Source organism: Nocardia thraciensis (assembly GCF_054782435.1).
The window spans coordinates 19,266-42,243 of record NZ_BAAGSM010000035.1 but is presented as its reverse complement, the minus strand read 5'-3'; the positions used below and the strand labels follow the sequence as shown (position 1 = coordinate 42,243).

The window sequence follows — 22,978 nt, the reverse complement described above, 5'->3', positions numbered from 1 at the left end:
GGTTCCACCCCCGGACGAGAAATCCATCGCAGGTTCGGGTCGTGAACCCGTACAGACCTTATCGTTATCGTTCCCTCATGCACACGCACATCGTGGATCACCCGCTGGCCGACACCTTGCTGACGACCATGCGCGACGCCCGCACGCCGAATCCGGCGTTCCGTGCCGCGCTGCGTGACCTCACGGGGTTCCTGATCTACGAGGCACTGCGCGAGGCGCCCGTGGCGAGGTTCGACGTCGCCACCCCGGTCGCGACCGCCGACGGGGCGCGGCTCGCGCAGCCGCCGCTGCTGGTGCCGGTGCTGCGGGCCGGGCTGGGCATGGTGGACGCGGCCAGCGCGCTCATTCCGGAATCGCGGGTCGGATTCGTCGGCATCGCCCGCAACGAGGACACTCACCAGCCGGTGCCGTACATGGAATCGCTCCCCGAGGATCTGTCCGGGCTGCCGGTGTTCGTCCTGGACCCGATGCTGGCGACCGGCGGCTCGATGTGCCACACGCTGGAGCTGCTGGCCGCCCGCAACGCCACCGACATCACGGCCATATGCGTCGTGGCCGCGCCCGAAGGTGTTGCCGCGCTGGCTGATTCGGGCCTGCCAGTGCGGTTGGTGACCGCCGCGGTGGACGCCGGACTCAACGCCGACGCCTACATCGTGCCGGGTCTGGGCGACGCGGGGGATCGGCAGTTCGGGCCGCGCTGAGTTACCTCCCGCTGCCGGAAAGGCCGAGCTCTGCGGTCAGAGTGATTCGCAGTACTTGCGCAGTTGTGACAGACGTTGGGCCGCAGCTTGTTTCGCGGTGTGCAGGTCGGCTTTCGTCGAGACCGGCTCCACCACTTCGAGGTAGCACTTGAGTTTGGGTTCGGTGCCGGAGGGGCGGATCACTATGCGTTGTGACTCGCCCTCGAAAATCAGTGCGTCCGTGCGCATCTGCCCCCGGACCTGCAGGAGGTCGGTACAGGTGACCGGCACGCCCGCGATGCGGTCCGGTGGGGAATTCCGCAGCCGGGCAACCACTTCGGCGGCCGCGGCCTGGTCGTCCAGGCGCAGCGAGACCTGGTCCCCGGCGTGCAGCCCGAATTCCAGGGCGTAGCCGTCCAGGGCGTCGAGCGGGCCGCGCCCGACCGCGCGCAGCCGGGCCACCAGGTCGGCGGCCGTCACCGCGGCCGAGATGCCGTCCTTGTCGCGCACGGTCGCCGGATCGACGCAGTGGCCGATGGCCTCCTCGTAGGCGTACACGAGACCCTGACCCGCCCGGGACAGCCATTTGAAGCCGGTGAGGGTCTCGGCGTAGTGGGCGCCGCGGGCCGGAGCCAGCTTGCTCAGCAGCCGCGACGATACGATCGTGGTGGCCGCCAGCGCATCCTTCGGCGCGGTCCGCAGCACGTAGTCGGCGAGCAGCACGCCGGTCTGGTCGCCGCGCAGCAGCGCCCACCCGGCCGGGCCGGGCACGCCGATCGCGCAGCGGTCCGCATCGGGGTCCAGGGCGATCGCGAGGTCCGCGTCGACCTTCTCGGCCAGGGCCAGCAGCAGATCCGCCGCACCCGGCTCCTCCGGGTTCGGGAAGGCCACCGTCGGGAAGTCCGGATCGGGCGCGAACTGCTCGACCACCACGTGCACATCGGTGAACCCCGCGGCGTGCAGCGCCGTCACGGCGAGTTCGCCGCCGACGCCATGCATGGGCGTGAGGGCGATGCGAAGATCACTGCGCTCCACCGGGTTTCGCGGCGCCCCGGAACCCGGTGCGGGTGCCGTGCCGGTGCGCGCCGTGCTGCCGGTGCCCTGTCGTGCGGTGGCGGCGGGCGTCGCGTCGTCGATCTGTCGGACGGGCTCGGCGGGTGCCGCCGCGGCACCGGATGTCGCGGGCGCCGCCATCCCGGAGACCGCCGGGGGCGTGCCGGGGCCGTTCGTCCGGGCTCCCACGACGGGTTCGCCGATCCTGTCCGACCCGCCGAGCAGGTGGGGAAGCGAGGCGACGCGGGCCAGGTAACGCTGGACGATCTCCTCGCCCATATCGGTGACCGAGGCGCCTACCGACAACGACAGGGTCGCGGGGTCGGGTGCGGTGGGCTTGGGGTCCGCGCGCGGAATCGGTTCGCGCACAGCCGCTATGCGGCGCTCGATCTCGGCGTCGGCGGGCGGGATCAGCTGCGAGCCGCCGTCCAGGTACACCTTGTACCCGTTGTCGGTGGCGGGATTGTGCGAGGCCGTGATCTGCACTCCCGCAACGGCTCCCAGCTCCCGGACCGCGAACGCGACGATCGGAGTGGGCAGCGGGCGGGGCAGCGCCAGCACCGAGAACCCGGTCGCGGCAAGGACTTCCGCGGTGGCGGCGGCGAACTCGGCGGAGCCGTGCCGGGCGTCGCGGCCGACGACCACCAGGCCGCCACCCAGGCAGCGGCCGCGCAGCCACTCGGCCAGTCCGGCGGTCGCCCGGGCGACCGTGTCCACGTTCATCCCGTCGGGACCGTCCCGCAGCGGTCCGCGCAGACCGGCCGTTCCGAATCGCAACATCGGCAGCGCCTCCCTTCCGCTCGCGCTACAGCCGTTCCAGTACGCCGCGCAGGAGTTTGCCCAGGCGCGGCGCGGCGGCATGGCCCTCGGCCAGGACCTCGGCGTGCGACAGGGGCGCGCCCGTCACTCCGGCGGCGAGGTTGGTGACCAGCGAGATGCCGAGGACCCGGGCCCCGGCGGCGCGGCAGGCGATCGCCTCCAGCACGGTGGACATGCCCACCAGGTCGGCACCCACGGTGGCGAGCATGCGGATCTCGGCGGGGGTCTCGTACTGCGGTCCGGTCAGGCCCGCGTACACGCCCTCGGTGAGACTCGGATCGACCTCCTTGGCCAGCTTGCGCAGCTCGGGGTCCCAGGCGTCGACCAGGTCGACGAAGGTGGCGCCGGACAACGGGGTGCGGCCGGTGAGATTGATGTGGTCGCCGATCAGCACCGGCTCGCCGACCCGCAGGCCGGGCCGGATGCCACCGGCCGCATTCGTCAGCAGCACGGTCTCGACGCCCGCGGCGACGGCCGCGCGCACGCCGTGCACCACCTGCGCGGGTTCGTAGCCCTCGTACAGGTGCTGGCGGCCCATCATCAGCAGTACCGGGGAGTCGTTCACCAGCACGGAGCGCACGGTCCCCTGATGCCCCTGTGCCGTGGGAGCGCCGAATCCGGGAAGCTCGCTCATCGGCACCGACGCGGTGGGATTGCCGATCTCCGCGGCCGCTTCTTGCCAGCCCGATCCCAACACCACCGCGACCCGGTGGCGCGCGACTCCCGTACGTTCGGCGATTGCCTCGGCGGCCTGTTCGGCAAGCATGTCGGCCACGATAGTCGGGGCGGTGGCGGGCCGCCGACCGCGGTGGGGCCGGCGTCGTCACCTGTCCGGCGGGCGACCCGGTCGGTCGTCGCCGCACGACGGTCCCGAGGCGCCGGCGCGTGCCGTGCTCGGTGCGCGAGTCGAGCAAGCGCACCGCGGGAGCCGCTGTGTGAGATCTGCGGGACGCTCGGGCTGCGGTACTCGGTGACGGCGCGTCGCCGAGGGGTGGGTCGCGTCCCGGCGGCGACGGGCGGTGTGGCAGGGCAGTATGAGGCCGTGCGTGAACTCGTCGTATTGGGGACGGCCAGCCAGGTGCCTACCCGTCAGCGCAATCACAACGGCTATCTGCTGCGGTGGGACGGCGCCGGGCTGCTGTTCGATCCGGGCGAGGGCACCCAGCGCCAGATGCTGTACGCCGGGGTCTCGGCGGCGAGCATCACGGGCATCTGCATCACTCATTTCCACGGCGACCACTGCCTGGGCCTGCCCGGGGTGCTGGGCAGGCTGAATCTGGACCGGGTCGAGCACGCGGTCGACGTCTGCTTTCCCGCGGAGGACAGCAACTACTTCGAGCGGTTGAGTCAGATCGTGCCGCGAGATCCGGATCCGGGCCTGCGGGCGCATCCGGTCCCCGGGGACGGCCCGATTCCGTTGCCGCAGGCGCCCTTCCGCTTGGATGCGGTGGCCCTGTCGCACCGGGTGGCGACGTTCGGCTATCGGCTCACCGAACCCGACGGGCGGCGCATGCTGCCGGATCGGCTGTCCGCCTTCGAGATCGCGGGCCCGGACGTCGGCCGCCTACAGCGCGAGGGCGCGTTGCGGCTGCCCGACGGCCGCACGGTCACCCTCGACGAGGTCTCGACGGCGCGGCGCGGCCAGCGCTTCGCCTTCGCCATGGATACCCGAATGTGCTCCGGCGTAGAGGAATTGGCGCAGGACGCCGACATGCTGGTCATCGAGTCCACGTTCCTGGACGCCGACGCCGCGCTCGCGCACGAGTTCGGCCACCTGACCGCCGCCGAGGCCGCCCGGGTGGCCGAGGCGGCGGGCGTGCGGACGCTGGTGCTCACTCATTTCTCGCAGCGCTACCCCGACCTCGACGGACATCGGGCCGAGGCGAGCAAGTTCTTCCACGGCGAGTTGGTGGTGGCCGAGGACCTCATGCGGGTGCCGGTGCCAGCGCGGCGGTGAACCCAACTCGCCGGTAACTTATGCTCGGAATATGCCGTACTTGGAACGTGACGGGGACGTCTTCGTCCTCTACCTGGGCAACGAGGGCCAGACCGACAGCGAGAACCGGTTCCACCCCGAGTTCGTCGACGCCTTTCACGGGCTGCTGGACGAGGTCGAGGGGAGCGAGGGTCCGGCCGCCCTGGTCACCGTGGCCACCGGCAAGTTCTACAGCAACGGCCTCGACACCGACTGGCTGTTCGGCAACTACGACCGCGTGCACTGGTACCTGGACCGCGTCCACTCGATGTTCAGCCGCCTGCTGGCCTTCCCGATGCCGACCGTGGCGGCGATCAACGGTCATGCCTTCGGCGCGGGCGCGATGCTCGCCACCTCGCACGACTTCCGGGTGATGCGCGGCGATCGCGGCTACTGGTGCCTGCCCGAGGTGCATCTGGGCATGCCGTTCACCGTCGCGATGAACGCGCTGGTCACCGAGCGGCTGGCCAATCAGGTGGCGCTGGAGGCCATGACGACCGGCCGCCGCTACGCCGCGGCCGACGCGATCGCCGCGGGCATCATCGACGAACAGGCCGAGGCGGACAAGGTGCTAGCCGCGGCCGTGACCCGCGCCGCCGCGCTGACCGGCAACCGCAAGCCGAACTTGCCGGTGATCAAGCGCGCGCTGCACGGGCGGGCGCTGGCGGGCCTGAACACCCCGACGACTCCGGAGAATCTGGCCTTCGGAGCCTGACGAGCGAACGCCGGCCATTCGCCGCCGGATAACCCGATAGGCGATCGTGCGGCCACAGTGCAACACTGTGTGCCATGCCACGCAGCTCCGGCTTTTCACTATCTGACCGCGGCTCGGACCGAACAGTCGGATCGGTCTGTGGCGATGCCGGTGCCGCTGTCGCCCCGGATTCCGCGTTGCTGGCCGCCGCCGACGCGGCCATCCGCGCCGCCGCCGAGCAGTTGATCGCGCTGTCGCACGACATCCACGCCGAACCCGAACTGGCCTTCGCCGAGACGCGCAGCGTCGCGAAAACCCTTGCTCCGCTGCGGGAACGAGGGTTCGCGATCGAGACGCCCGTGGCCGGGCTGGACACCGCGTTCACCGCCACGTACGGCAGCGGGGAACTGGTGGTGGGAATCTGCGCGGAGTACGACGCGTTGCCCGAGATCGGACACGCCTGTGGGCACAACATCATCGCCGCGTCGTCGGTGGGTGCGGCCCTGGGCCTGGCCGAAGTGGCCGATGCGTGCGGAATCACGGTGAAGGTGTTCGGCACCCCGGCCGAGGAGAGCGGCGGCGGCAAGGTACTGATGCTCGAGCGCGGAGTATTCGACGGCACGGCGATGGCGATGATGGTCCACCCCGGGCCGTACGACATCGTCGGCGCCCGGTCGCTGGCGCTGGCGGACGTCTCGATCGCGTTCCACGGGCGGGAGGCGCACGCCAGCGCCGCGCCCGAACAGGGGCGAAACGCCGGTGACGCGGTGACCGTCGCTCAAGTAGCCCTTGGGTTGCTGCGTCAGCATCTGAACCCCGGGCAGCAACTGCACGGTATAGTTAAGGCGGGCGGCGTGGCCCCCAACATCGTGCCCGGACATGCGGAACTGCTGTACTACCTACGGGCAGTCGACTCCGCATCCCTCGATGATCTGATGCGACGCGCATCGGCCTGCTTCGAGGCGGGAGCACTGGCGACCGGATGTACCCACGAAATTCGGACGCTTGCGCCCACATATACCGAGCTCACGCCCGATTCCGCACTACTGTGTGCCTATCGCGAGCAGATTCTCGGTATGGGACGCGTGCCGCTCGCGCCGGAGCTCGAGGCAGCGCGGCCGCTGGGCAGTACCGATATGGGCAACGTCACCCACGTCATCCCCGGCATCCATCCGGTTATCGGGATCGATGCCGGCGGTGCGGTGACACATCAGCCGGAATTCGCCGCGGCGTGTATCACGTCATCGGCGGATCTCGCAGTGACCGACGGTGCTACGGCACTGGCGCGTACCGCGATACACCTTGCGGGCGATCAATTTCACAGGGACAGGTTGTTGGAGCGCAGCATTCAGCGACAGGAGGACATTCGGTGAGTACAACCGGCGGGTCCGATACCGCGCCGAGTACGGCGCGGGCGGCGGATCCGGGAGCGGCGGCGACGCTCGGAGATGTGGCATCGACGAACGGTGCCCCGTCCACGAACGGCGCCGCATCGGCGCGGAGCACGGCGACCGGCCGCGAGGCGGTCGACGCGTGGCTGAGCGAGCACGCGGAGGACCTGATCGGGTGGCGGCGGCACATCCACGCCAACCCCGAGCTGTCCCGCACCGAGTTCGCCACGACCGAGTTCGTCGAGACCTGGCTGGTCAAGGCCGGGCTCGAGCCGCGGAAGCTGCCCACTGGCACCGGCCTGATCTGTGACATCGGCCCCGACGGGCCGCGCATCGGCCTGCGCGCCGATATGGATGCGCTCCCGCTGCAGGAGTACACCGGCCTCCCGTTCGCCTCCTCCGTGCCGGGTGTGTCGCACGCCTGCGGGCACGACGCGCACACCGCGATCCTGCTCGGCACCGCGATGGCGCTGGCGGAGGTGCCCGAACTGCCCGTCGGCGTGCGGTTGGTGTTCCAGCACGCCGAGGAGGTGATGCCCGGCGGCGCCATCGATATGGTCGCGGCCGGGGCGATGGAGGACGTGTCGCGGATGTTCGCGCTGCACTGCGACCCCCGGCTGGAGGTGGGCCGGGTCGGCGTCCGGGTCGGCGCCATCACCTCCGCCGCCGACACCGTCGAACTGGTGCTGGACTCACCCGGCGGCCACACCTCGCGCCCGCACCTGACCAGCGATCTGGTGTACGCGATCGGCACCGTGATCACCGGCCTGCCCGGGATCCTGAGTCGCCGCATCGATCCCCGCACCAGCACCGTCATGGTGTGGGGCGCGGTCTCGGCAGGCAAGGCGCCCAACGCGATTCCGCAGACCGGCATGCTGACCGGCACCGTCCGCACCGGCGACCACGCCACCTGGTCGCTGCTCGAGCCGATGGTGCGCGAGATCGTCGACGGGCTGTTGGCGCCGACGGGCGTGCGCTACCAGTTGAACTACAAGCGCGGCGTGCCGCCGGTGGTCAACGACGAGCACGCCACCCGCATGTTCGAGGACGCCATCCGCATCCTGGGTCCCGAGGCACTGGCCGACACTCCCCAGTCCGGCGGCGGCGAGGATTTCTCCTGGTACCTGGAGGAAGTTCCCGGCGCGATGGCCCGCCTGGGCGTCTGGCCGGGGCACGGCCCCCAACTCGACCTGCACCAGCCCACTTTCGACATCGACGAGCGCGCCCTGAGCGTGGGCGTGCGAGCCCTGACGAACCTGGTCCTACAGGCCCACCGACCGGCACCCGCCGCCCCGCGCTGACCGGCGCTCGTCGCCCAGCACTCCGACCAGCGCCCGTCGCCCCGCACTTTTGACGGGCGCTCGTCGGATCAGCACTTCGACCAGCGCTCGTCGCCCGCACTTCGACCGGCGCTCGCCGCACTCTATTTCCGGCGTGCTCTTGGCCGGAAGCCACGGCAGCCAAGGTGGATTCCGGCAAGAAGCACGCCGGAATGACGGGATAGCAGGCTGGAATGACGGGATGGCGCGCTGGAATGACGGGATGGCGCGCTGGAATGACGGGATGGCGCGTCGGAATGACGGGATGGCGCGTCGGAATGACGGGATGGCACGCCGGAACGACGGGATGGCACGCCGGAACGACGAGATAGCACGCCGGAACGAGGGATAGCGCGCCCGGAATGACGTGCTAGCCCGGGAAGCTGCTGTGGAGCGCTCAGAGGCCGAAGGTGCCCGGTCCTACGTTCTTACTGTTGCGAGTGCGCAGGGCGTGGACGTAATCGGCCGGGGCTCCGGCCTTTTCGGCGGCGTCGGAGATCACGCCGATGTATCGGGCGGAGGGCAGGCCACCCTCGTAGGCGTCCAGCACGTACAGCCAGGCCAGGACCGGCTCGGTGCCGGTGCCCGTATTCGGCGTGACCCGCAGGCGGATCTTCTTGTGGATGCCGAAATCCGAGCCCTCCCAGCGGTCCAGGCTCGCCTCGTCGTCGGCGGAGACGTCGTAGAGCACGACGAAAACGCGCGAGCCGGGCTCCTCGACCACCGTCGCGAGCGGCCCCTCCCAGCCGATGTCGTCGCCGGCGAAGGTCAGGCGCCACCCCTCCAACCAACCGGTTCCGTACACCGGGGAGTGCGGACAGCGCTTGAGCATCTGCTCGGGATCCATGTTGGACCCGTAGGCGGCGTATATCGGCACCTAGAAAGGGTAGCTGTTTTATCGGCCTCCGCTTTGCTCCGGCGGGGTTTTCGGCGCCCGGAGTCTCGGTTTCCAGTACCGCTGCTTGCTCCTTCGTCGCATCGCGGCGGCACCTGGAAACCGAGACGCGCCGAAAACCTTGCAGGTCTGGTTGCTTGGCTATCGCTTCGCGGCCGAAGTTGGGAGCGTACGGAGACGCTCTGCAGGGGGTGCTCGGCTCGCTCCTTCGTCGCATGGCCGGGTTCTGGGCACTGCGTGTCGCGGGCGGGGTGTCGCGTGGCTCGGCTGTCGGCCGTATCGCGTTCGTGTAGACGCCGCAGGGCGAGGGCATCGCGGTAACACGTTGCCCTCGTCCAGGGCGGGATTCTCGTGGTCCGTGAACGCCCGGCAACGGGCGGGTATCACCGGTGATGCGGTCAAACCTGTGAGGACCTGGACCGATAACGTTATGCGTATCGGAGATCCCGGTACGACAGCTCGACAGCGGAGGTACACATGACCCGCATTGCGATCATCGGGGGCGGCCCCGCCGGCTACGAGGCGGCGTTGGTGGCATCCCAGCACGGCGCGACGGTCACGGTGATCGATTGCGACGGCATCGGTGGCGCGTGCGTGCTGTGGGACTGCGTGCCGTCCAAGACCTTCATCGCCTCCACGGGGGTGCGCACGGACCTGCGCCGGGCCCGCGATCTGGGCATCACGCTGCACGTCGCGCAGGCGCAGGTGCGGCTGTCGGAGGTCAACTCCCGGGTGAAGACGCTGGCGCAGGCGCAGTCCTCCGACATCCGGTCCAAGCTGCAGGCCGCCGGGGTGACCATCCTCAACGGCCGCGGCGAGCTGATCGACCAGATCGCCGGGCTGGCCACCCACCTGGTGCGGGCCACCCTGGCCGACGGCGCCGAGCGGGTGATCGAGGCGGACGTGGTGCTGATCGCGACCGGCTCCGCCCCGCGCGTGCTGCCCGGCGCCGAGCCCGACGGTGAGCGGATCCTGAACTGGCGCCAGCTCTACGACCTGAAGGAACTGCCGGAAACCCTGGTGGTGATCGGATCCGGCGTCACCGGCGCGGAATTCGTCTCCGCCTACACCGAGATGGGTGTGAAGGTGAAGGTGCTGTCCAGCCGCGACCGCATCATGCCCAGCGAGGACGCGGACGCCGCGCTGGTGCTCGAGGATGCCCTCGCGGAGCGCGGCGTGGAGCTGTTCAAGCAGGCGCGCGCCGATGCCGTCGAGCGCACCGCCGACGGGATCGTGGTGAAGCTGGCCGACGGGCGCACGGTGACCGGCTCGCACGCGCTGATGACGGTCGGTTCCACACCGAACACCCAGAACCTCGGCCTGGAGCGCATCGGCATCAAACTCGACAAGGGCGGCTACCTGCGGGTGGACCGGGTATCGCGGACCTCGGTCCCGGGCATCTACGCCGCGGGCGACTGCACCGGCCTGCTGCCGTTGGCCTCGGTGGCCGCCATGCAGGGTCGCATCGCGATGTATCACGCGCTGGGGGAGGGCGTGCAGCCGATCCGGCTGAAGACGGTCGCCTCGGCGGTGTTCACCCGCCCCGAGATCGCGACGGTCGGGGTCAGCCAGACCGCCATCGACAACGGCGAGACGCCCGCCCGCACCGTCATGCTGCCGCTGAACACCAACCCGCGGGCGAAGATGTCGGGCCTGCGCCGCGGCTTCGTCAAGATCTTCTGCCGACCTGCCACCGGCGTGGTGATCGGGGGTGTCGTGGTGGCCCCGATCGCTTCCGAACTGATCCTGCCCATCGCGATGGCCGTGCAGAACAACCTGACGGTCAACGATCTGGCGCAGACGTTCTCGGTGTACCCGTCGCTGTCCGGATCGATCACCGAGGCCGCGCGTCAGCTGATGCGGCACGACGACCTGGGCTGACGTGTCGAATCGGTGCCGTTGCGGGGTTGCGGCAGTGGGGATCTCACTTCCCGGTGCTGGGGCGTCCGTACCTGTTGCCTGAGATCTGTGCGTGTGGTTCACTTCCGGCAGAGATGTCAGTGTTGGGCGGTTGGTTGGTTTCGCGCGCGGGGGAACGGCCCTTCCCGAGCCGGGAATCCGCGGACGGCCCCCGGGGTCGTGACGGAGCGGACCGGGCATCTGATGAGGGAAGCTGGAGCACGGTCGGCATCGACAACGGCCGGGTTCGTGAAAGGGATCGCGTGACAGTCAAACATCGTAAGCCGGGGCGCATGCTGGCTACGACCTCGTTGCCGCTGGCCACCGCGGCCGCCGTGGCCACCATTCTCTCGGCCTCGGCGCCCGCCACCGCCGCACCGGCCGAGCCTGCGGTGCCGACCACACCCGCGCAGCCGAACACCAACGAGGTGCAGGCGCCGGAGGGTGAGCAGCCGAGCGAGGCCCCGCAGGCGGACAACCAAGGACAGACTCCGGCGCAGCCGGGTGTCACCACGCCGTCGCAGCCGGGCGTGACCACTCCGCAGCCGGGCGTCACCGCGCCGCCGGATCCGAATGCTCCCAAGCCCGATCCGAAGAATCCGCCACAGGCCGCGCCGCGACAGCCGGGCATCACCACGCCGCGCGTGGCTCCGCTTCCGGTCCCGGGCGAGGGGGACCAGCCGCAGCCCGCGGTGGTACCGCAGCCCAACCCGAACGAGGGCCTGACCGATCAGCTCAAGCCCGAGCAGCCGCGCCCGCAACCGCAGGTCTCGCCGCGCCCGGCGCAGCCGAATCAAGGCGACCAGGGCAACACCGACACCCTCGCCGACGACGGGCCCGCGGAGGAGCCGGCACAACCGCGGTGGGCCCCGCCGAGCCTGCGTTCCGCCCCGGCGGCGCCGGTCGTCACGATGGAGGGCCCGCATACCGAGGTCGGGGCCAATATCGACGCCGGTGGCGTAATGCCCGGGTACGTGGCCAACACCCACCACTTCAGCAATCTGGACGGGTACGTGGGCACCGTCGGCTACGCGACGCCGAACGGCGTGGGCGATGCCGGCGTGTCGCTCGAGTACGTCGAGGCCAACAAGATCAAGGTCACCACCTATACCCACACCACGGGCATCGATGACCTGAAGTCGGCGACCGGTTTCCACGACATCACCAATGAGACCTACGTCGACACGACCGCCGCCAACGCCGCCAAGGCGGCCGTCGAGGGCTGGATCCGGATGCAGCCGGGCGGTCCAGCGGCGCTCGAGGCCGCCGCACAGGTTGGTAAGCTGCCGGAGGGCGAACTGGCACCGCAAATCGTGGGTGTCGCGGGTGTCACGACGCAGTGGAGTGGTTCGGTCCAGCACTGACACAGACTGAACTGAGACACGTGGGGCGGTCGTTCGCGACCGCCCCACGTGTGTGTCATGGGGAAGGGACGACAGGCGATGGCTTCCGAAGACGATGCCGACTACGACGAATCCGGGCGGCCCCGGGATCGGGGCGAGTCCGAGTTCGGCCCGCCCGTCTCCGAGTTCGGCCCGCCGCTCAGTGAATTCGGCCCGCCGCTGACCGACTTCGGCCCGCCGACCGGTGAATCGGGTTCGGTCGGCTGGTCCCCGGTGGGCGAGCCCGATCGGCCCAACCTCGGCTGGCAGCCCGCCGATGCCCCGGCTACTCCGGCCGCCCCGCCGGTCCCGCCGCCACCGCCGCAGTACCGGGCGCCGGATTCCGGCTCGGTGCCGCCGCCGCGCGGGCCCGCTCCCACGGGGCAGCGCGGCCCGGACCCGTATCGCGGGCCCGAGACTCAGCGCGGTCCGGTGCAGGAGGTGCGGGGTTCGTCCGACTCAGGGCGCTCGGCACCCCCGTCACCGCCCTCCCAGCCGACCGGGCGCTACCCCGAGCAGGCCGATCAGGGGGCCGCGCGTCGCCCGGCCACCCCGCCCCGGGAGTTGTCGGGTTCGCTGTGGGACGACGACGAACTCGCCAAGAAGTTGGTCGCGGCCCGCCCGTCGCCGCGCGAGTCCTCCTCCAACTCGCTGTGGGACGACGATGACCTGGCCAAGAAACTGGCGCCGTCGCGCCCGGCCGCGGAGCCCGAGCCCGAGAAGCCGCGACGCAACACCGGCGTACTCATCGGCGGTCTGGCGGCGGCATTCGTGGTGATCGTGGCGATCGCCGCGGTGATCGTGTTCGCGACGCGGAACAACGGGGGTGGGACCGAGGAGACGGGCGCGGCGCCGCCCTCGGCCTCGGCGGCGGATTCGGGACTCACCTGCGCGTCCAGCACCGAGGGCGGCGTCGTGACCGGCAACGGCCCCGGCGATACGTCGACCGGGCTGGGAACCATCTTCGCCTTCCAGCACGCGTACTACACCGAGCGCAACGCGGCACGTGCGCACTCGTTCGCGGTGCCGGATATCAACCTGCTGCCCGCCCCCGAGTTGCAGAAGGCCATCGACGAGCAGATCCCGCGGGGCACCACATACTGCCTGCGTGTGGCGACGACGGGCGTCGATCGCTTCAATGTCGAGATCACCGAGCGTCGTCCCGACGGGAGTACGGCCGTCTACTCGCAGATCATCACAACGGTCGTTCAGGACGGGCGGACATTGATCTCGCAGATCATCTTCTGATCCCAAAATGTGAGAAAGAAATTTCAGAATCTGGTCCGGAGTGTGCGACAGTGGCCTGATCGCGCACATTTCCGGAGGTCCCATGTTGTCGCTCAATCCGCCGCTGGCCCGTCGCCTCGAAAGCCTGCAGAGCTCGGCGATTCGTGACCTGCTGAAGCTGACCGCGCGCGACGACGTCATCAGCCTGGCTGGTGGCCTGCCAGACGAGCAGCTCATGCCGCGCGACCGGATCGCGCGGGCGGCCGAGCGGGCCCTGGTCGATCGCTCCCGGCTGCAGTACACCGAATCGGCGGGCTGGGGCCCGCTGCGCGAGGTGCTCGCGGCGCGGGAAGCGGTGCGACTGGGACGCGCGGTACCGGTGGCGGAGATTTTCGTCACCCACGGGTCGCAGCAGGCGCTGTCGCTGCTGGCCGAGGTGCTGCTGGATCCGGGCGCTCTGGTCGTGGTCGAGGATCCGGCGTATGTCGGTGCGCTGCAAGTGTTTCGGGCGGCCGGCGCGCGGATCGTCGCGGTACCGCTGGACGCCGACGGCATGCGTATCGACGCGCTCACGGAACTGCTCGACCGCGGCGAACGCCCCGCGGTCGTGCACACCGTGAGCAATTTCCACAATCCGCGCGGGGTCAGCCTGAGTGCCGATCGTCGCCGAGCGCTCGCCGAACTCGCTGAGCGGCACGGCTTTTGGGTGATCGAGGACGACCCCTACGGCGAGCTGTGGTTCGAACGGCCGGCGCCGGATCCGGTGGCGTCGTACTCGCCCAATGTCATTCGGCTGTCGAGCACGTCGAAGATCTTGGCCCCGACGCTCCGGGTGGGCTGGATAGTTGCGCCGAACGTCGTGTGCCGAGGCGTCGAGCTGCTGAAACAGGGGGCCGACCTGTGTGGTTCGGCGCTGACCCAGCAGATCGCCGCCGACCTGCTCGCAGACGACGACTGGCTGACCGGCCACGTGGACAAGGTGCGCCGAATCTACGGTGAGCGCGCCACGGCGCTGGTCGGAGCGGTGCGCGATCGCTTCGGCGACCGCGTGGTGAGCTCCGACGCCGACGGTGGCATGTTCGTGTGGCTGGACTTCAACGACGGCACCGATACGGTGCAATTGCTTACGCGCGCAGTCGATCTCGGTGTGGCCTATGTTCCCGGCGCGGCCTTCGCCGTCAGCGCGGACTACCGCAATTCCATGCGCCTGTGCTTCACCACCTCGGACGCGGTCACCCTCGAGCGAGCGGTCGATCTCCTGGCTCGAGCCACGGGCGAATAATCCACTGCCGCGCCGCCACCGACGCGGGGTTGGCTCGGATCCTCGTGCAGCCGGGCCGTACTGCCGGGCGTTACGACACTGTGGCAGATAGGGCACCGCCGCACCGGATCTCGGACAGCATGTAGGGAAATGCCGGTGGTATGCGTTGGGTCATCGGCATTTTCGTGTCCGTGCTGACTCCGCGGCTCGTTGGATATCGGCGGGTCCCGCTGTGCGGGTGGGTTCGGCGCGGGGCGGCGCGGTTTGTCGCCGGGATCGGCGCCTCGGCGCGCGCGGGGGATCACAGCGCCGGGTGTCGAGGACTGGGCTAGTGTGGGTAGCGGTTACTTGCGGGTAGCAAATGGCGGGTGACGCGACACGGGTGTCGTCCGCGCTGGGAAGTGACACGGTTCCCATAGCCTGTACTGCGAGCAGCCTGGCAGTACCGTACGGGCAGGTCGATCCACCGGTTCTGGAGGAGTCGAGCTATGACGAAGAAGTCGCAACCGCAGGCACAATCGCCCGGCGACCTGGGGCCCGCGCAGCGTGCGGACGCCTGGGAGCGGCTGGGTGCGAACCACTTCGACGTGGTGGTGATCGGCGGCGGTGTGGTCGGCGCGGGGATCGCGCTGGACGCGGCCACCCGGGGTCTGGAGGTCGCGCTCGTGGAGGCCCGCGACCTGGCCTCGGGCACCTCGAGCCGCTCGTCCAAGATGTTCCACGGCGGCCTGCGCTACCTGGAGCAGTTGGAGTTCGGCCTGGTCCGCGAGGCCCTGCACGAGCGCGAGCTGAGCCTGAAGACGCTGGCGCCGCATCTGGTCAAGCCGCTGCGCTTCCTCTACCCGCTCACGCACCGGGTGTGGGAGCGGCCGTATGTCGCGTCGGGCCTGGTGCTCTACGACACCATGGGCGGCGCGAAATCCGTTCCCGGACAACATCATGTGACTCGCTCGGGTGCGCTGCGGCTGGCGCCGGGGGTGCGCCGCGACGCTCTGATCGGCGGCGTCACCTACTACGACACGGTGGTCGACGACGCCCGTCACACCATGACCGTGGCCCGCACCGCCGCCCACTACGGCGCGGTGATCCGCACCTCCACCCAGGTGGTGAACTTCCTGCGAGAGGCCGACCGGGTGGTGGGCGTGAAGGTGCGCGACAGCGAGGACGGCCGCACCACCGAGGTGCGCGGCCACGTGGTGATCAATGCCACGGGTGTGTGGACCGACGAGATCCAGGCGCTGACGCGGCTGCGCGGCCGCTTCCATGTGCGAGCCTCCAAGGGCGTGCACATCGTGGTCCCCGGAGACCGGATCGCCAGCGATACCGCGCTGATCCTGCGCACGCCGACCTCGGTGCTGTTCGTCATCCCCTGGGGTAGCAACCACTGGATCGTCGGCACCACCGACACCGACTGGAACCTCGACCTGGCCCACCCGGCCGCGACCAAGGCCGATATCGACTACTTGCTCGACCGGGTCAATCAGGTGCTGGTCACCCCGCTCACCCACGGCGACATCCAGGGCGTGTACGCCGGGCTGCGGCCGCTGCTGGCAGGGGAGAGCGACGAGACGTCGAAGCTGTCGCGCGAGCACGCGGTGGCACGGATCGCACCCGGCCTGGTGGCGATCGCGGGTGGCAAGTACACCACCTATCGCGTGATGGCCTACGACGCGGTCGACGCTGCGGCACAGGACATTCCGCAGCGGGTCTCGCCGACCATCACGGACAAGGTGCCGCTGCTGGGCGCCGACGGCTACTTCGCGCTGCTGAATCAGACCCAGCACTTGGCCGAGACCTACGGCGTCCACCCGTACCGGATCGAGCACCTGCTCAACCGGTACGGCTCGCTGGTCACCGATGTGTTGGATCTGGCGGAGGGAAAACCCGAACTGCTGCAACCGATTACGGATGCACCCAGCTATCTCCGAGTGGAGGCGGTGTACGCGGCGGCGGCCGAGGGCGCGCTACATCTGGACGATATCCTGGCCCGCCGCACCCGGATCTCGATCGAGTACTCGCATCGCGGCGTCGACTGCGCCGCCGAGGTGGCCGATCTGGTGGCACCCGTATTGGATTGGGGCACAGCCGAAGTGAAGCGCGAGGTCGACACCTACCGAGCCCGAGTGGAGGCGGAGATCCGCTCGCAGACCCAACCGGACGACGCCTCCGCCGACGCGCTGCGCGCCGCGGCACCGGAGCCGCGGCCGGAGATCCTGGAGCCGGTGCCGACGGAAGGGTGAGTGTGCGGGCGTCAGCGTCGCCCGCGCACTGACCGGCGGCGAGAATCTCCTCGGACATCTGTGTCTCCTTTCGGTAGCGCGGATTTCCGCGCTGCGCAAGGAAACCAAGTGCTCTACGAACATTTCGTGATCGGTTCAGGGGCAGGGGTCCTTATAGGTCACGCCTGGTACGCGCAGTTTCCATTGGTCTTCGGTGAAGGATCCGTCGGCCCATGAGCAGAGGGTGGCCACGGGGTCCGCAGTGCTCTCGGTGTCCCAGATCTTCATGAGTCTTTCGGGGTCGAAGGTGAGCAGGGACTTTCCTTCCGGGCCGAAGGCGACCGCGGCCATGGGGATTGCCGAACCGTTGTCGGCGGCGCGCGCCGGGGCGTCGATGGCACGACGGGTGGTCATGTCCCACAGCTGGACGGTGTCGGCGATGGTGGTGACGGCGAGGGTGTCGCCGTCGGGGCTGAGCGCCATGTAGTTCACGGTGTCGGCGGCGGCGAGGGCGTCGCCGGTCTGCTGGTGACTGCCGATATCCCAGGTCCGGATGGTGCGGCCGACGAGGCCGAGGGTGAGCAGGGTCTCGCCGTCGCGGCCGAAAATGATCGAGTTCGCGCCTCCGGTCGGAGTCCACGAGTCGCCGCGCCGACTGTGTGTCGAGGTGTCCCACAGCCCTACGGTGCCGTCGAAGCTCCCGGTGGCGAGGGTGCTGCCGTCCGGACTGTACGCGACCGACCGAATGGTGCCGGGATCGTTCGGGATCGGGGTCTCGGCCTGTCGGCGGGTGCGGAGGTCCCAGGTTCGTAACGGGCCGTCCTCGGCGGCGGCCGCGAGCGTGGCGCCGTCGGGGCTGAATGCCAGCGACGTGAATTTGCCCGGCGGAGTGAGAGGTTCGCCGATCTGGTCGCCGGTGGCGGTGTTCCACAGCCGCACGCGATCGTCGTCGCCGCGGGTGGCGAGGATCGCGCCGTTCCGGCCGAGCGCCGCCGTCGTCGTGGCGCTGCCGTCATCGATCACCATTCCGCGAACCGGTTGCCGCACAATCGGATCCCACACTCGAACGGTGCCGTCACCCTGGGCCGAGGCGATGATGCCCGAACCGAATGTGAGTGACCGGATGGCGCCGGTGTGGCCGGTGAGAGGGTCGCCGACCGGCTGCAGCGTGGCGGTGTCCCACAGTCGCACGAGGCCGTCGGCGGCACCGGTGGCCACAACAGAGCCGTCCGGGCCGAACACCACGTTCGTCACGACGCCTGCGCTGTCGGGCAGGGTTCCGAGTTCCCGGCCGGTGGCGGTCTCCCACAGCCGGGTCGCCTCGTCGTCGACCGTGGCGAGCGTCGCGCCGTCGTGGCTGAACGCCAGGGATATCAGCGCACGGGCAGGGACCGGAAGATCGGCACCGGCCGGGCGGCCGGTGGCCGTTTCCCACAGCTGCACGGTATTCGCGTCGTTGGTGGCGAAGGTCTTGCCGTCCGGACTGAACGTTCCGCGATTCACTCCGCGACCGGGAACGATGGTGTCCCCGGTCTGCTGGCGCGTGGCGAGATTCCACAACCGCACCGCGTTGTCGTCGTCGCGTGTCGCGAGGGTACTGCCGTCCGTACTGATCGCCAGCGTCGAGGCGCCGCCATCGCGGAGCGGGTCTCCGTGCGGGAGCCGCGTCGAGGTGTTCCACAGCCGTGCGTTGCCGTGGCCTCCGGCAATCGTGAGGGTCGCCCCGTCCGGGCTGAAAGCGATCGCCCGAGCCCCACCGGGGGCGGGCAGCGGGTCACCGATCGGATGACGAGTTACCTTGTCCCACAACTGTACTCCGTCATCCGCGGTAGAGAACGCCAGGGTCCTGCCGTCCCGGCTCGACGCCAGCGCGCCGTCATGGCCGCGCAGGATCGCGATCAGGGGGTTGCGAGCGGCGGTGAGCACCGCATAGCGGCTTTCGGGCCCGGGATCGATGCGCCACGCGGCGAGGGCGGAGAATCGCGAGCCTGCCGGATCTGTGGCGGCCAGCAGGTCGCTGCGGCTGATGAGGTCTCGTGCCACGGCGATATCGCGTTGACGGGCCGAGGCGGCGCTGGCCCGGAACGCCACGACGGTAGCGGCGGTCAGGGCGACCACCAGCACCAGCAGCAGGCCCCGCAGGGCACGGCGCTGCCGAGCACGGCGCCGGCGGGCACCGAGCGCGGCGGCCAGGAACTCTGTTTCGGTGTCACCGAGGCGCGGATACCGCGACGGCTCGGCCGTGATCGCGTCGACGGTGGTGGCGGCGGTATCCAGCACACTGCCGGAATACAGGTACGCCGGGTCGCGGCCGTGTCGGTCCCATTCGGCCGCGGCGGTGCGCATCCGGGTGCACACGACGCGACTGTCGTGGGTTTCGGCCAGCCAGGTGTCGCGAAGCAGTGGCCAGGCGGTGAACACGATCTCATGGCTGACCTCCACGGTGTCCGCACCCAGGATCAACAGGCGTTCGGCCGCGAACGCCTCGAGCACGGCATCGACATCACCGGCGGGGTCGCCGGGCGTCAGATCGCTCCGTGCAACGCGGTCGGCGGTATCGCCGCCCTCGCCGGTCACAGCGAGCCGAATGAAGATCCGCCGGGCAATCGTTCGCTGTGGCGGGGTGAGCGAGTCGTAGACGCGTTGCGCGCTCTCGGCCACCGCGCGCTCGATACCGCCGGCGCGCTCGTAGTCGGCCGCGGTCAGCGTATCGCCCGCGCGGGTCCGCCATGCCCGATCCAGGGCGTAGGACAGCAAGGGCAGCACACCGGCCCGGGACGTGGTTGTCGGCGAATCGGAATCGGTTGTGCTATACAGCATTTCACTGATCAACTGACCGGTGAGATCGTCGTCGACACGGGATCCCGCCTTCTTGGCCGGTTCGGTGATCGCCAGACGCAACTGCCGCTCGGACATGGCGGTTACCAGATACCGGTCCTGGACCGCGTCGATCAACTGCTCGAACTCGGCGCAGCGGGCCTCGAAGTCGGCGCGGACCACCAACACCACCGCGGCCGACGGGCGCTCCCCGGCACCGAGCCTGGTTGTCGCGGCGGCGTGCAGGGCCGTGACGACCGCGCGGCGCTGAGCACCGTCGGTGCACTGCGTGAACACCTGCTCGAACTGGTCGACCACCAGCAACACACCACCGTGCTCGCCCGGCTGGGACCGCGGGCCGACGGCCGTAGCCGCCTGAGATGCGATGAGCGCGAACGAGGTCGGATCCGCGCGGAGTTCCCGCCGCACCGTCGCCGCATCCAGCCCGGCCATGCGCGCCGTCGCCACGGCCAGTTCATCCAGCGGCGCATGACCCGGCGTCACCACGAGGCACGGCCGGTCACGTGCCTCGGGAGCCCCGGGCAGGCCCGTACCACGGATCCGCGGAATGACACCCGCTCGCAGCAGCGACGACTTCCCGGCGCCGGACACACCCGACACGATCAGTAGTCCGGGCCGCGATATCAGGTGTGTAAGCCGTTGCAGCACAGCATCGATGGCGATATCACGGCCGAAGAAGAACGGCGCGTCGCGCTCGGTGAACCGACCCAGGCCCCGATACGGGGATTCGACATCCCCGCGGACGTCGATCAGCGGCGCGGGCGCGACATCGTCCGACCAGGTGCGGCGGTAGTTGTAGATGATCTGTGTGTTTCCGTCGCCGACAACCACTCCCTGCGCGCCACGGGCGTCCACGACGCGATCGCCGTCACGCCCCGCGCTGTCACCGTTCTCATCGTCTGTTCCCACCACGGCGCGAACCCCCGCTCATCGCACATCGGCACACAGGTCGTCAACGGAAGGTATTGTGCTGGGTGTTGTGGTTCCCGAGCTGCACGCCCTGAGCGCCTCGCAGATCGATTCGGTTGGCGGCTCGATCGACCTGATCCTGGGGGAGCAGCGAAAGCAACTCGTTCGCCATCGTCCGTAGCCGGTCGTCATCGACGACGCCCGCGCGTGTCAACGCCTCCTCGATACCTGATACGTCGGCCTCCGGAGCAGCTTCCATCGCCTCGATGGTCGCTGTCGCCGCCTCCGGTGCCGCGGCGCCGTGCCGGATACGGTCGCGGATCGCCGTATAGGCGTCGCGAACCGCGGCCGACGCCGCGTCCTGACCCCCAGCGGCCGCACCGGCAACCAACGCCGTCGCGATAACAGTGAACGGATCCACGCCGACCCCCTGCTCATCGAGGTGCTGTGCCGTACAGGCTAACAACATAACCGTCGCCGCGTTCGACCTCCGCCGCCCACGACACCAGCGAGCGGAGGTAGCCGAGCACCAGCTCGTCGGGGTGTGCCGCAGGGTCCTCCAGGTGCAGCCGGGCCAGTTCCTCCATGGCCGCCAACAGGATTCGCTCCGTAGGGCCGTCCGGATCGACGTGCACGCCCGCGAATCGGGACAAATGGCGCGCGCCCACCCGGCGGGCGTAGGCGCGGCCGAGCTCGATCTGCTCGCGCAACTCGGGCGGCGCACCGTCGGGCGGGCGCAGTATGATGCGCCAACTGTCCGGTGCCGCATGCAGATACGCGAGGATGCCGCGGCCGACCGCGTCCACATCGCCCGCGGGTGCCGGGCGGTCGACGCTGTCGACACCGGCGAGCGCGATGGCGCGCTCGCGCTCCAGCAGCGCCGCCACCAGCCCGGGCAGATCCGCGAACTGCTGGTACACGACCGCCCGCGTGACGTCGGCGGCGCGGGCCACCCGGTCGATGCTCACGGCGGTGAAGCCCTCGGCGGCGACGATGTCCCGCGTGACGTCCAGCAACTGGGCGCGCCGGTCGGCGGCCGACATGCGGCGTTTGACGGCGGGACGATCGGCGCTCACGTCACCGAAGGTAACTCGAGCAGCAGATCCACCGCCCGCGCGGCGCTCTGCGCGGCGCTCTCCATGGTGGCCGACCAGTCGGTGGCGGTCCAGTCGCCCGCCAGCACCAGGGTGGTCACCGAGGTCCGCTGCGGCGGACGCAGCCCGTGCGTGCCCAGCACCTGGGAGAACGTCGCCTTGGGCATCTTGACCACCTGGGCCGTAACGACTTTCGCGTCGCGAGCCGCGGGGTAATAGCGTCGCAGCAGGTCCATCTGCTCGGTGACGATCTCGTCGTTGCTCTTGTGGATCTGCTCGTACGCGCCGCTGGTGGTCACGCAGTACAGCCATGCGGCGTCGGTGGAGCGCTTGTGCATGCGCTGGCGGTCGAAGACCTCGTCGATGACGCCGGTGCCGCCGATGAGCGCCTCGAACTCGGCCTCGGTGCCCAGGGCGCGGTCCAGGTAGAGGTTGGTGCTGACGATCGGCGTGTACCCCAATTTATCTGCGGCGGCGTAGATTTCGGCGTGCTCGGGCAGATCGTCGAGCAGTCCGCCGATAGTGGAGTTGGGCACGGCGCAGACCACCGCATCGGCCGGGATCTCCGTACCGTCGGCGAGTGCGACCCCGGTGACCGCGCCGTCGACGATCCGGATCCGCCGGGCCACCGCGCGGTATCGCACCTCCACGCCGAGACGCTCGAACAGGGCGAGCGCGCCGGTGATGTGGCCATGGTCGTCTTGCGGCCGTCCGGCCAGCGCAGCGTCGCGCGCTGCGGAAAGGCCACGAAACGTCGGGTGCCGATGGATTCGAGATACCGGAACAGATGGTCGTAGCCGCTGGCGATGACGTGCTGCCCGTTGTCGGGAATGTCGTCGACCGGCTCGGCCCGCATGGCGTGGGTGCGCCCGCCGAGCCGCCCCCGCCGCTCCAGCAGCGTGCCTGCTTCCCGGCCTCGGCCAGCCAGACGGCGGCGGCGAGCCCGGCCAGACCGCCCCCGACGACCACGTATCGCCGGGGATCCTCGAACTGCTGCTCGCCCATGGCGACCCTCCTCAGATAACTAACATTCTGTAAGTTATCCGGGTGGCATTGCGCGGTCAAGGAATTCGGCGGGTTGCGACGCTCAGTGCGGCACGGCGGCCGCGGGTGGCTGCTGTCCGGTCGGCCGGGGGACGCTGCCCTGGGGATGCTGCTGCAGCAACACGTAGGTGAAGATCACGGTCACCGCGGTCGCGACGCATGCGACGAACAGCTGTACGGCGATGCCGACGACCCGCCGCCTGGCCGTCATCGCTGCCATTCGCCCGCTCTCCGTCGTCGTCGGAATCCCTGTCGCGGTGTAGTCGGCAGCGGATGCCG

17 protein-coding genes and 1 pseudogene are annotated in these 22,978 nt (G+C 69.8%); 10 read left to right on the top strand and 8 right to left on the bottom strand.

The window, feature by feature from the left end:
- The first annotated feature begins 77 nt into the window (after positions 1 to 77).
- The gene (gene upp, locus ACYVLQ_RS23750) at positions 78 to 701 is read left to right on the top strand and encodes a uracil phosphoribosyltransferase (RefSeq protein ID WP_460699722.1); all 624 of its coding nucleotides are present in this window, start codon (positions 78 to 80) and stop codon (positions 699 to 701) included.
- A 36-nt stretch (positions 702 to 737) separates the two neighbouring features.
- On the opposite strand, the gene ACYVLQ_RS23745 is transcribed toward upp, so the two are convergent.
- Positions 738 to 2,513: a phospho-sugar mutase gene (locus tag ACYVLQ_RS23745; protein ID WP_460699721.1), complete on the bottom strand. Its 1,776-nt coding sequence runs from the start codon at positions 2,511 to 2,513 to the stop codon at positions 738 to 740.
- 25 nt (positions 2,514 to 2,538) lie between these two features.
- On the bottom strand, positions 2,539 to 3,318 hold the full coding sequence (locus ACYVLQ_RS23740; RefSeq protein WP_460699720.1) for a purine-nucleoside phosphorylase: 780 nt from the start codon (positions 3,316 to 3,318) through the stop codon (positions 2,539 to 2,541).
- Positions 3,319 to 3,594: 276 nt separating this feature from the next.
- On the opposite strand from ACYVLQ_RS23740, the gene ACYVLQ_RS23735 reads away from it, so the two are divergent.
- From ACYVLQ_RS23735 to ACYVLQ_RS23720, 4 genes are all read left to right on the top strand, one after another.
- On the top strand, positions 3,595 to 4,509 hold the full coding sequence (locus ACYVLQ_RS23735) for a ribonuclease Z (RefSeq protein ID WP_460699719.1): 915 nt from the start codon (positions 3,595 to 3,597) through the stop codon (positions 4,507 to 4,509).
- A 31-nt stretch (positions 4,510 to 4,540) separates the two neighbouring features.
- Entirely contained in the window at positions 4,541 to 5,242 is a 702-nt protein-coding gene (locus tag ACYVLQ_RS23730) for an enoyl-CoA hydratase-related protein (RefSeq protein ID WP_460699718.1), read from the top strand.
- A 176-nt stretch (positions 5,243 to 5,418) separates the two neighbouring features.
- Positions 5,419 to 6,594 (top strand): M20 family metallopeptidase, encoded by a 1,176-nt coding sequence (locus tag ACYVLQ_RS23725; protein ID WP_460699757.1) that lies wholly within the window; start codon positions 5,419 to 5,421, stop codon positions 6,592 to 6,594.
- A 164-nt stretch (positions 6,595 to 6,758) separates the two neighbouring features.
- Positions 6,759 to 7,913: a M20 family metallopeptidase gene (locus tag ACYVLQ_RS23720; protein ID WP_460699756.1), complete on the top strand. Its 1,155-nt coding sequence runs from the start codon at positions 6,759 to 6,761 to the stop codon at positions 7,911 to 7,913.
- Between the two features lie 415 nt (positions 7,914 to 8,328).
- On the opposite strand, the gene ACYVLQ_RS23715 is transcribed toward ACYVLQ_RS23720, so the two are convergent.
- A complete protein-coding gene (locus ACYVLQ_RS23715) occupies positions 8,329 to 8,808 on the bottom strand; it encodes a gamma-glutamylcyclotransferase (protein WP_460699717.1) in 480 nt (159 codons plus the stop codon).
- Positions 8,809 to 9,303: 495 nt separating this feature from the next.
- Between ACYVLQ_RS23715 and ACYVLQ_RS23710 the strand changes: the two genes are divergently transcribed.
- The 5 genes from ACYVLQ_RS23710 to ACYVLQ_RS23690 all read left to right on the top strand — a co-directional run bounded on the left by ACYVLQ_RS23710 (position 9,304) and on the right by ACYVLQ_RS23690 (position 16,835).
- Positions 9,304 to 10,707: an NAD(P)H-quinone dehydrogenase gene (locus ACYVLQ_RS23710; RefSeq protein WP_460699716.1), complete on the top strand. Its 1,404-nt coding sequence runs from the start codon at positions 9,304 to 9,306 to the stop codon at positions 10,705 to 10,707.
- A 281-nt stretch (positions 10,708 to 10,988) separates the two neighbouring features.
- Complete coding sequence (locus tag ACYVLQ_RS23705; RefSeq protein WP_460699715.1) at positions 10,989 to 12,089, top strand: hypothetical protein; 1,101 nt, start codon at positions 10,989 to 10,991, stop codon at positions 12,087 to 12,089.
- A 78-nt stretch (positions 12,090 to 12,167) separates the two neighbouring features.
- A complete protein-coding gene (locus ACYVLQ_RS23700) occupies positions 12,168 to 13,355 on the top strand; it encodes a hypothetical protein (RefSeq protein WP_460699714.1) in 1,188 nt (395 codons plus the stop codon).
- Between the two features lie 82 nt (positions 13,356 to 13,437).
- Positions 13,438 to 14,616, top strand: coding sequence for an aminotransferase-like domain-containing protein (locus tag ACYVLQ_RS23695; protein WP_460699713.1), 1,179 nt, complete (start codon positions 13,438 to 13,440; stop codon positions 14,614 to 14,616).
- Positions 14,617 to 15,083: 467 nt separating this feature from the next.
- Entirely contained in the window at positions 15,084 to 16,835 is a 1,752-nt protein-coding gene (locus ACYVLQ_RS23690; protein ID WP_460699712.1) for a glycerol-3-phosphate dehydrogenase/oxidase, read from the top strand.
- Positions 16,836 to 16,970: 135 nt separating this feature from the next.
- On the opposite strand, the gene ACYVLQ_RS23685 is transcribed toward ACYVLQ_RS23690, so the two are convergent.
- From ACYVLQ_RS23685 to ACYVLQ_RS23665, 5 genes and pseudogenes are all read right to left on the bottom strand, one after another.
- Positions 16,971 to 20,561 (bottom strand): nSTAND1 domain-containing NTPase, encoded by a 3,591-nt coding sequence (locus tag ACYVLQ_RS23685; protein WP_460699711.1) that lies wholly within the window; start codon positions 20,559 to 20,561, stop codon positions 16,971 to 16,973.
- 43 nt (positions 20,562 to 20,604) lie between these two features.
- Complete coding sequence (locus ACYVLQ_RS23680; protein WP_460699710.1) at positions 20,605 to 20,982, bottom strand: hypothetical protein; 378 nt, start codon at positions 20,980 to 20,982, stop codon at positions 20,605 to 20,607.
- A gap of 13 nt (positions 20,983 to 20,995) precedes the next feature.
- Positions 20,996 to 21,604 (bottom strand): TetR/AcrR family transcriptional regulator, encoded by a 609-nt coding sequence (locus ACYVLQ_RS23675; RefSeq protein ID WP_460699755.1) that lies wholly within the window; start codon positions 21,602 to 21,604, stop codon positions 20,996 to 20,998.
- 29 nt (positions 21,605 to 21,633) lie between these two features.
- A pseudogene (locus ACYVLQ_RS23670) lies at positions 21,634 to 22,660 on the bottom strand (hydroxysqualene dehydroxylase).
- 82 nt (positions 22,661 to 22,742) lie between these two features.
- The gene (locus ACYVLQ_RS23665) at positions 22,743 to 22,919 is read right to left on the bottom strand and encodes a hypothetical protein (RefSeq protein ID WP_460699709.1); all 177 of its coding nucleotides are present in this window, start codon (positions 22,917 to 22,919) and stop codon (positions 22,743 to 22,745) included.
- Between the last annotated feature and the right edge of the window lie 59 nt (positions 22,920 to 22,978).

Bases quoted from the DNA above. Each gene is read 5' to 3' on its own strand.
- upp (WP_460699722.1), top strand. From the start codon at position 78: ATGCACACGCACATCGTGGATCACCCGCTGGCCGACACCTTGCTGACG.
- ACYVLQ_RS23745 (WP_460699721.1), bottom strand. From the start codon at position 2,513: ATGTTGCGATTCGGAACGGCCGGTCTGCGCGGACCGCTGCGGGACGGT.
- ACYVLQ_RS23740 (WP_460699720.1), bottom strand. From the start codon at position 3,318: ATGCTTGCCGAACAGGCCGCCGAGGCAATCGCCGAACGTACGGGAGTC.
- ACYVLQ_RS23730 (WP_460699718.1), top strand. From the start codon at position 4,541: ATGCCGTACTTGGAACGTGACGGGGACGTCTTCGTCCTCTACCTGGGC.
- ACYVLQ_RS23710 (WP_460699716.1), top strand. From the start codon at position 9,304: ATGACCCGCATTGCGATCATCGGGGGCGGCCCCGCCGGCTACGAGGCG.
- ACYVLQ_RS23700 (WP_460699714.1), top strand. From the start codon at position 12,168: ATGGCTTCCGAAGACGATGCCGACTACGACGAATCCGGGCGGCCCCGG.
- ACYVLQ_RS23695 (WP_460699713.1), top strand. From the start codon at position 13,438: ATGTTGTCGCTCAATCCGCCGCTGGCCCGTCGCCTCGAAAGCCTGCAG.
- ACYVLQ_RS23690 (WP_460699712.1), top strand. From the start codon at position 15,084: ATGACGAAGAAGTCGCAACCGCAGGCACAATCGCCCGGCGACCTGGGG.
- ACYVLQ_RS23675 (WP_460699755.1), bottom strand. From the start codon at position 21,604: ATGTCGGCCGCCGACCGGCGCGCCCAGTTGCTGGACGTCACGCGGGAC.
- ACYVLQ_RS23665 (WP_460699709.1), bottom strand. From the start codon at position 22,919: ATGGCAGCGATGACGGCCAGGCGGCGGGTCGTCGGCATCGCCGTACAG.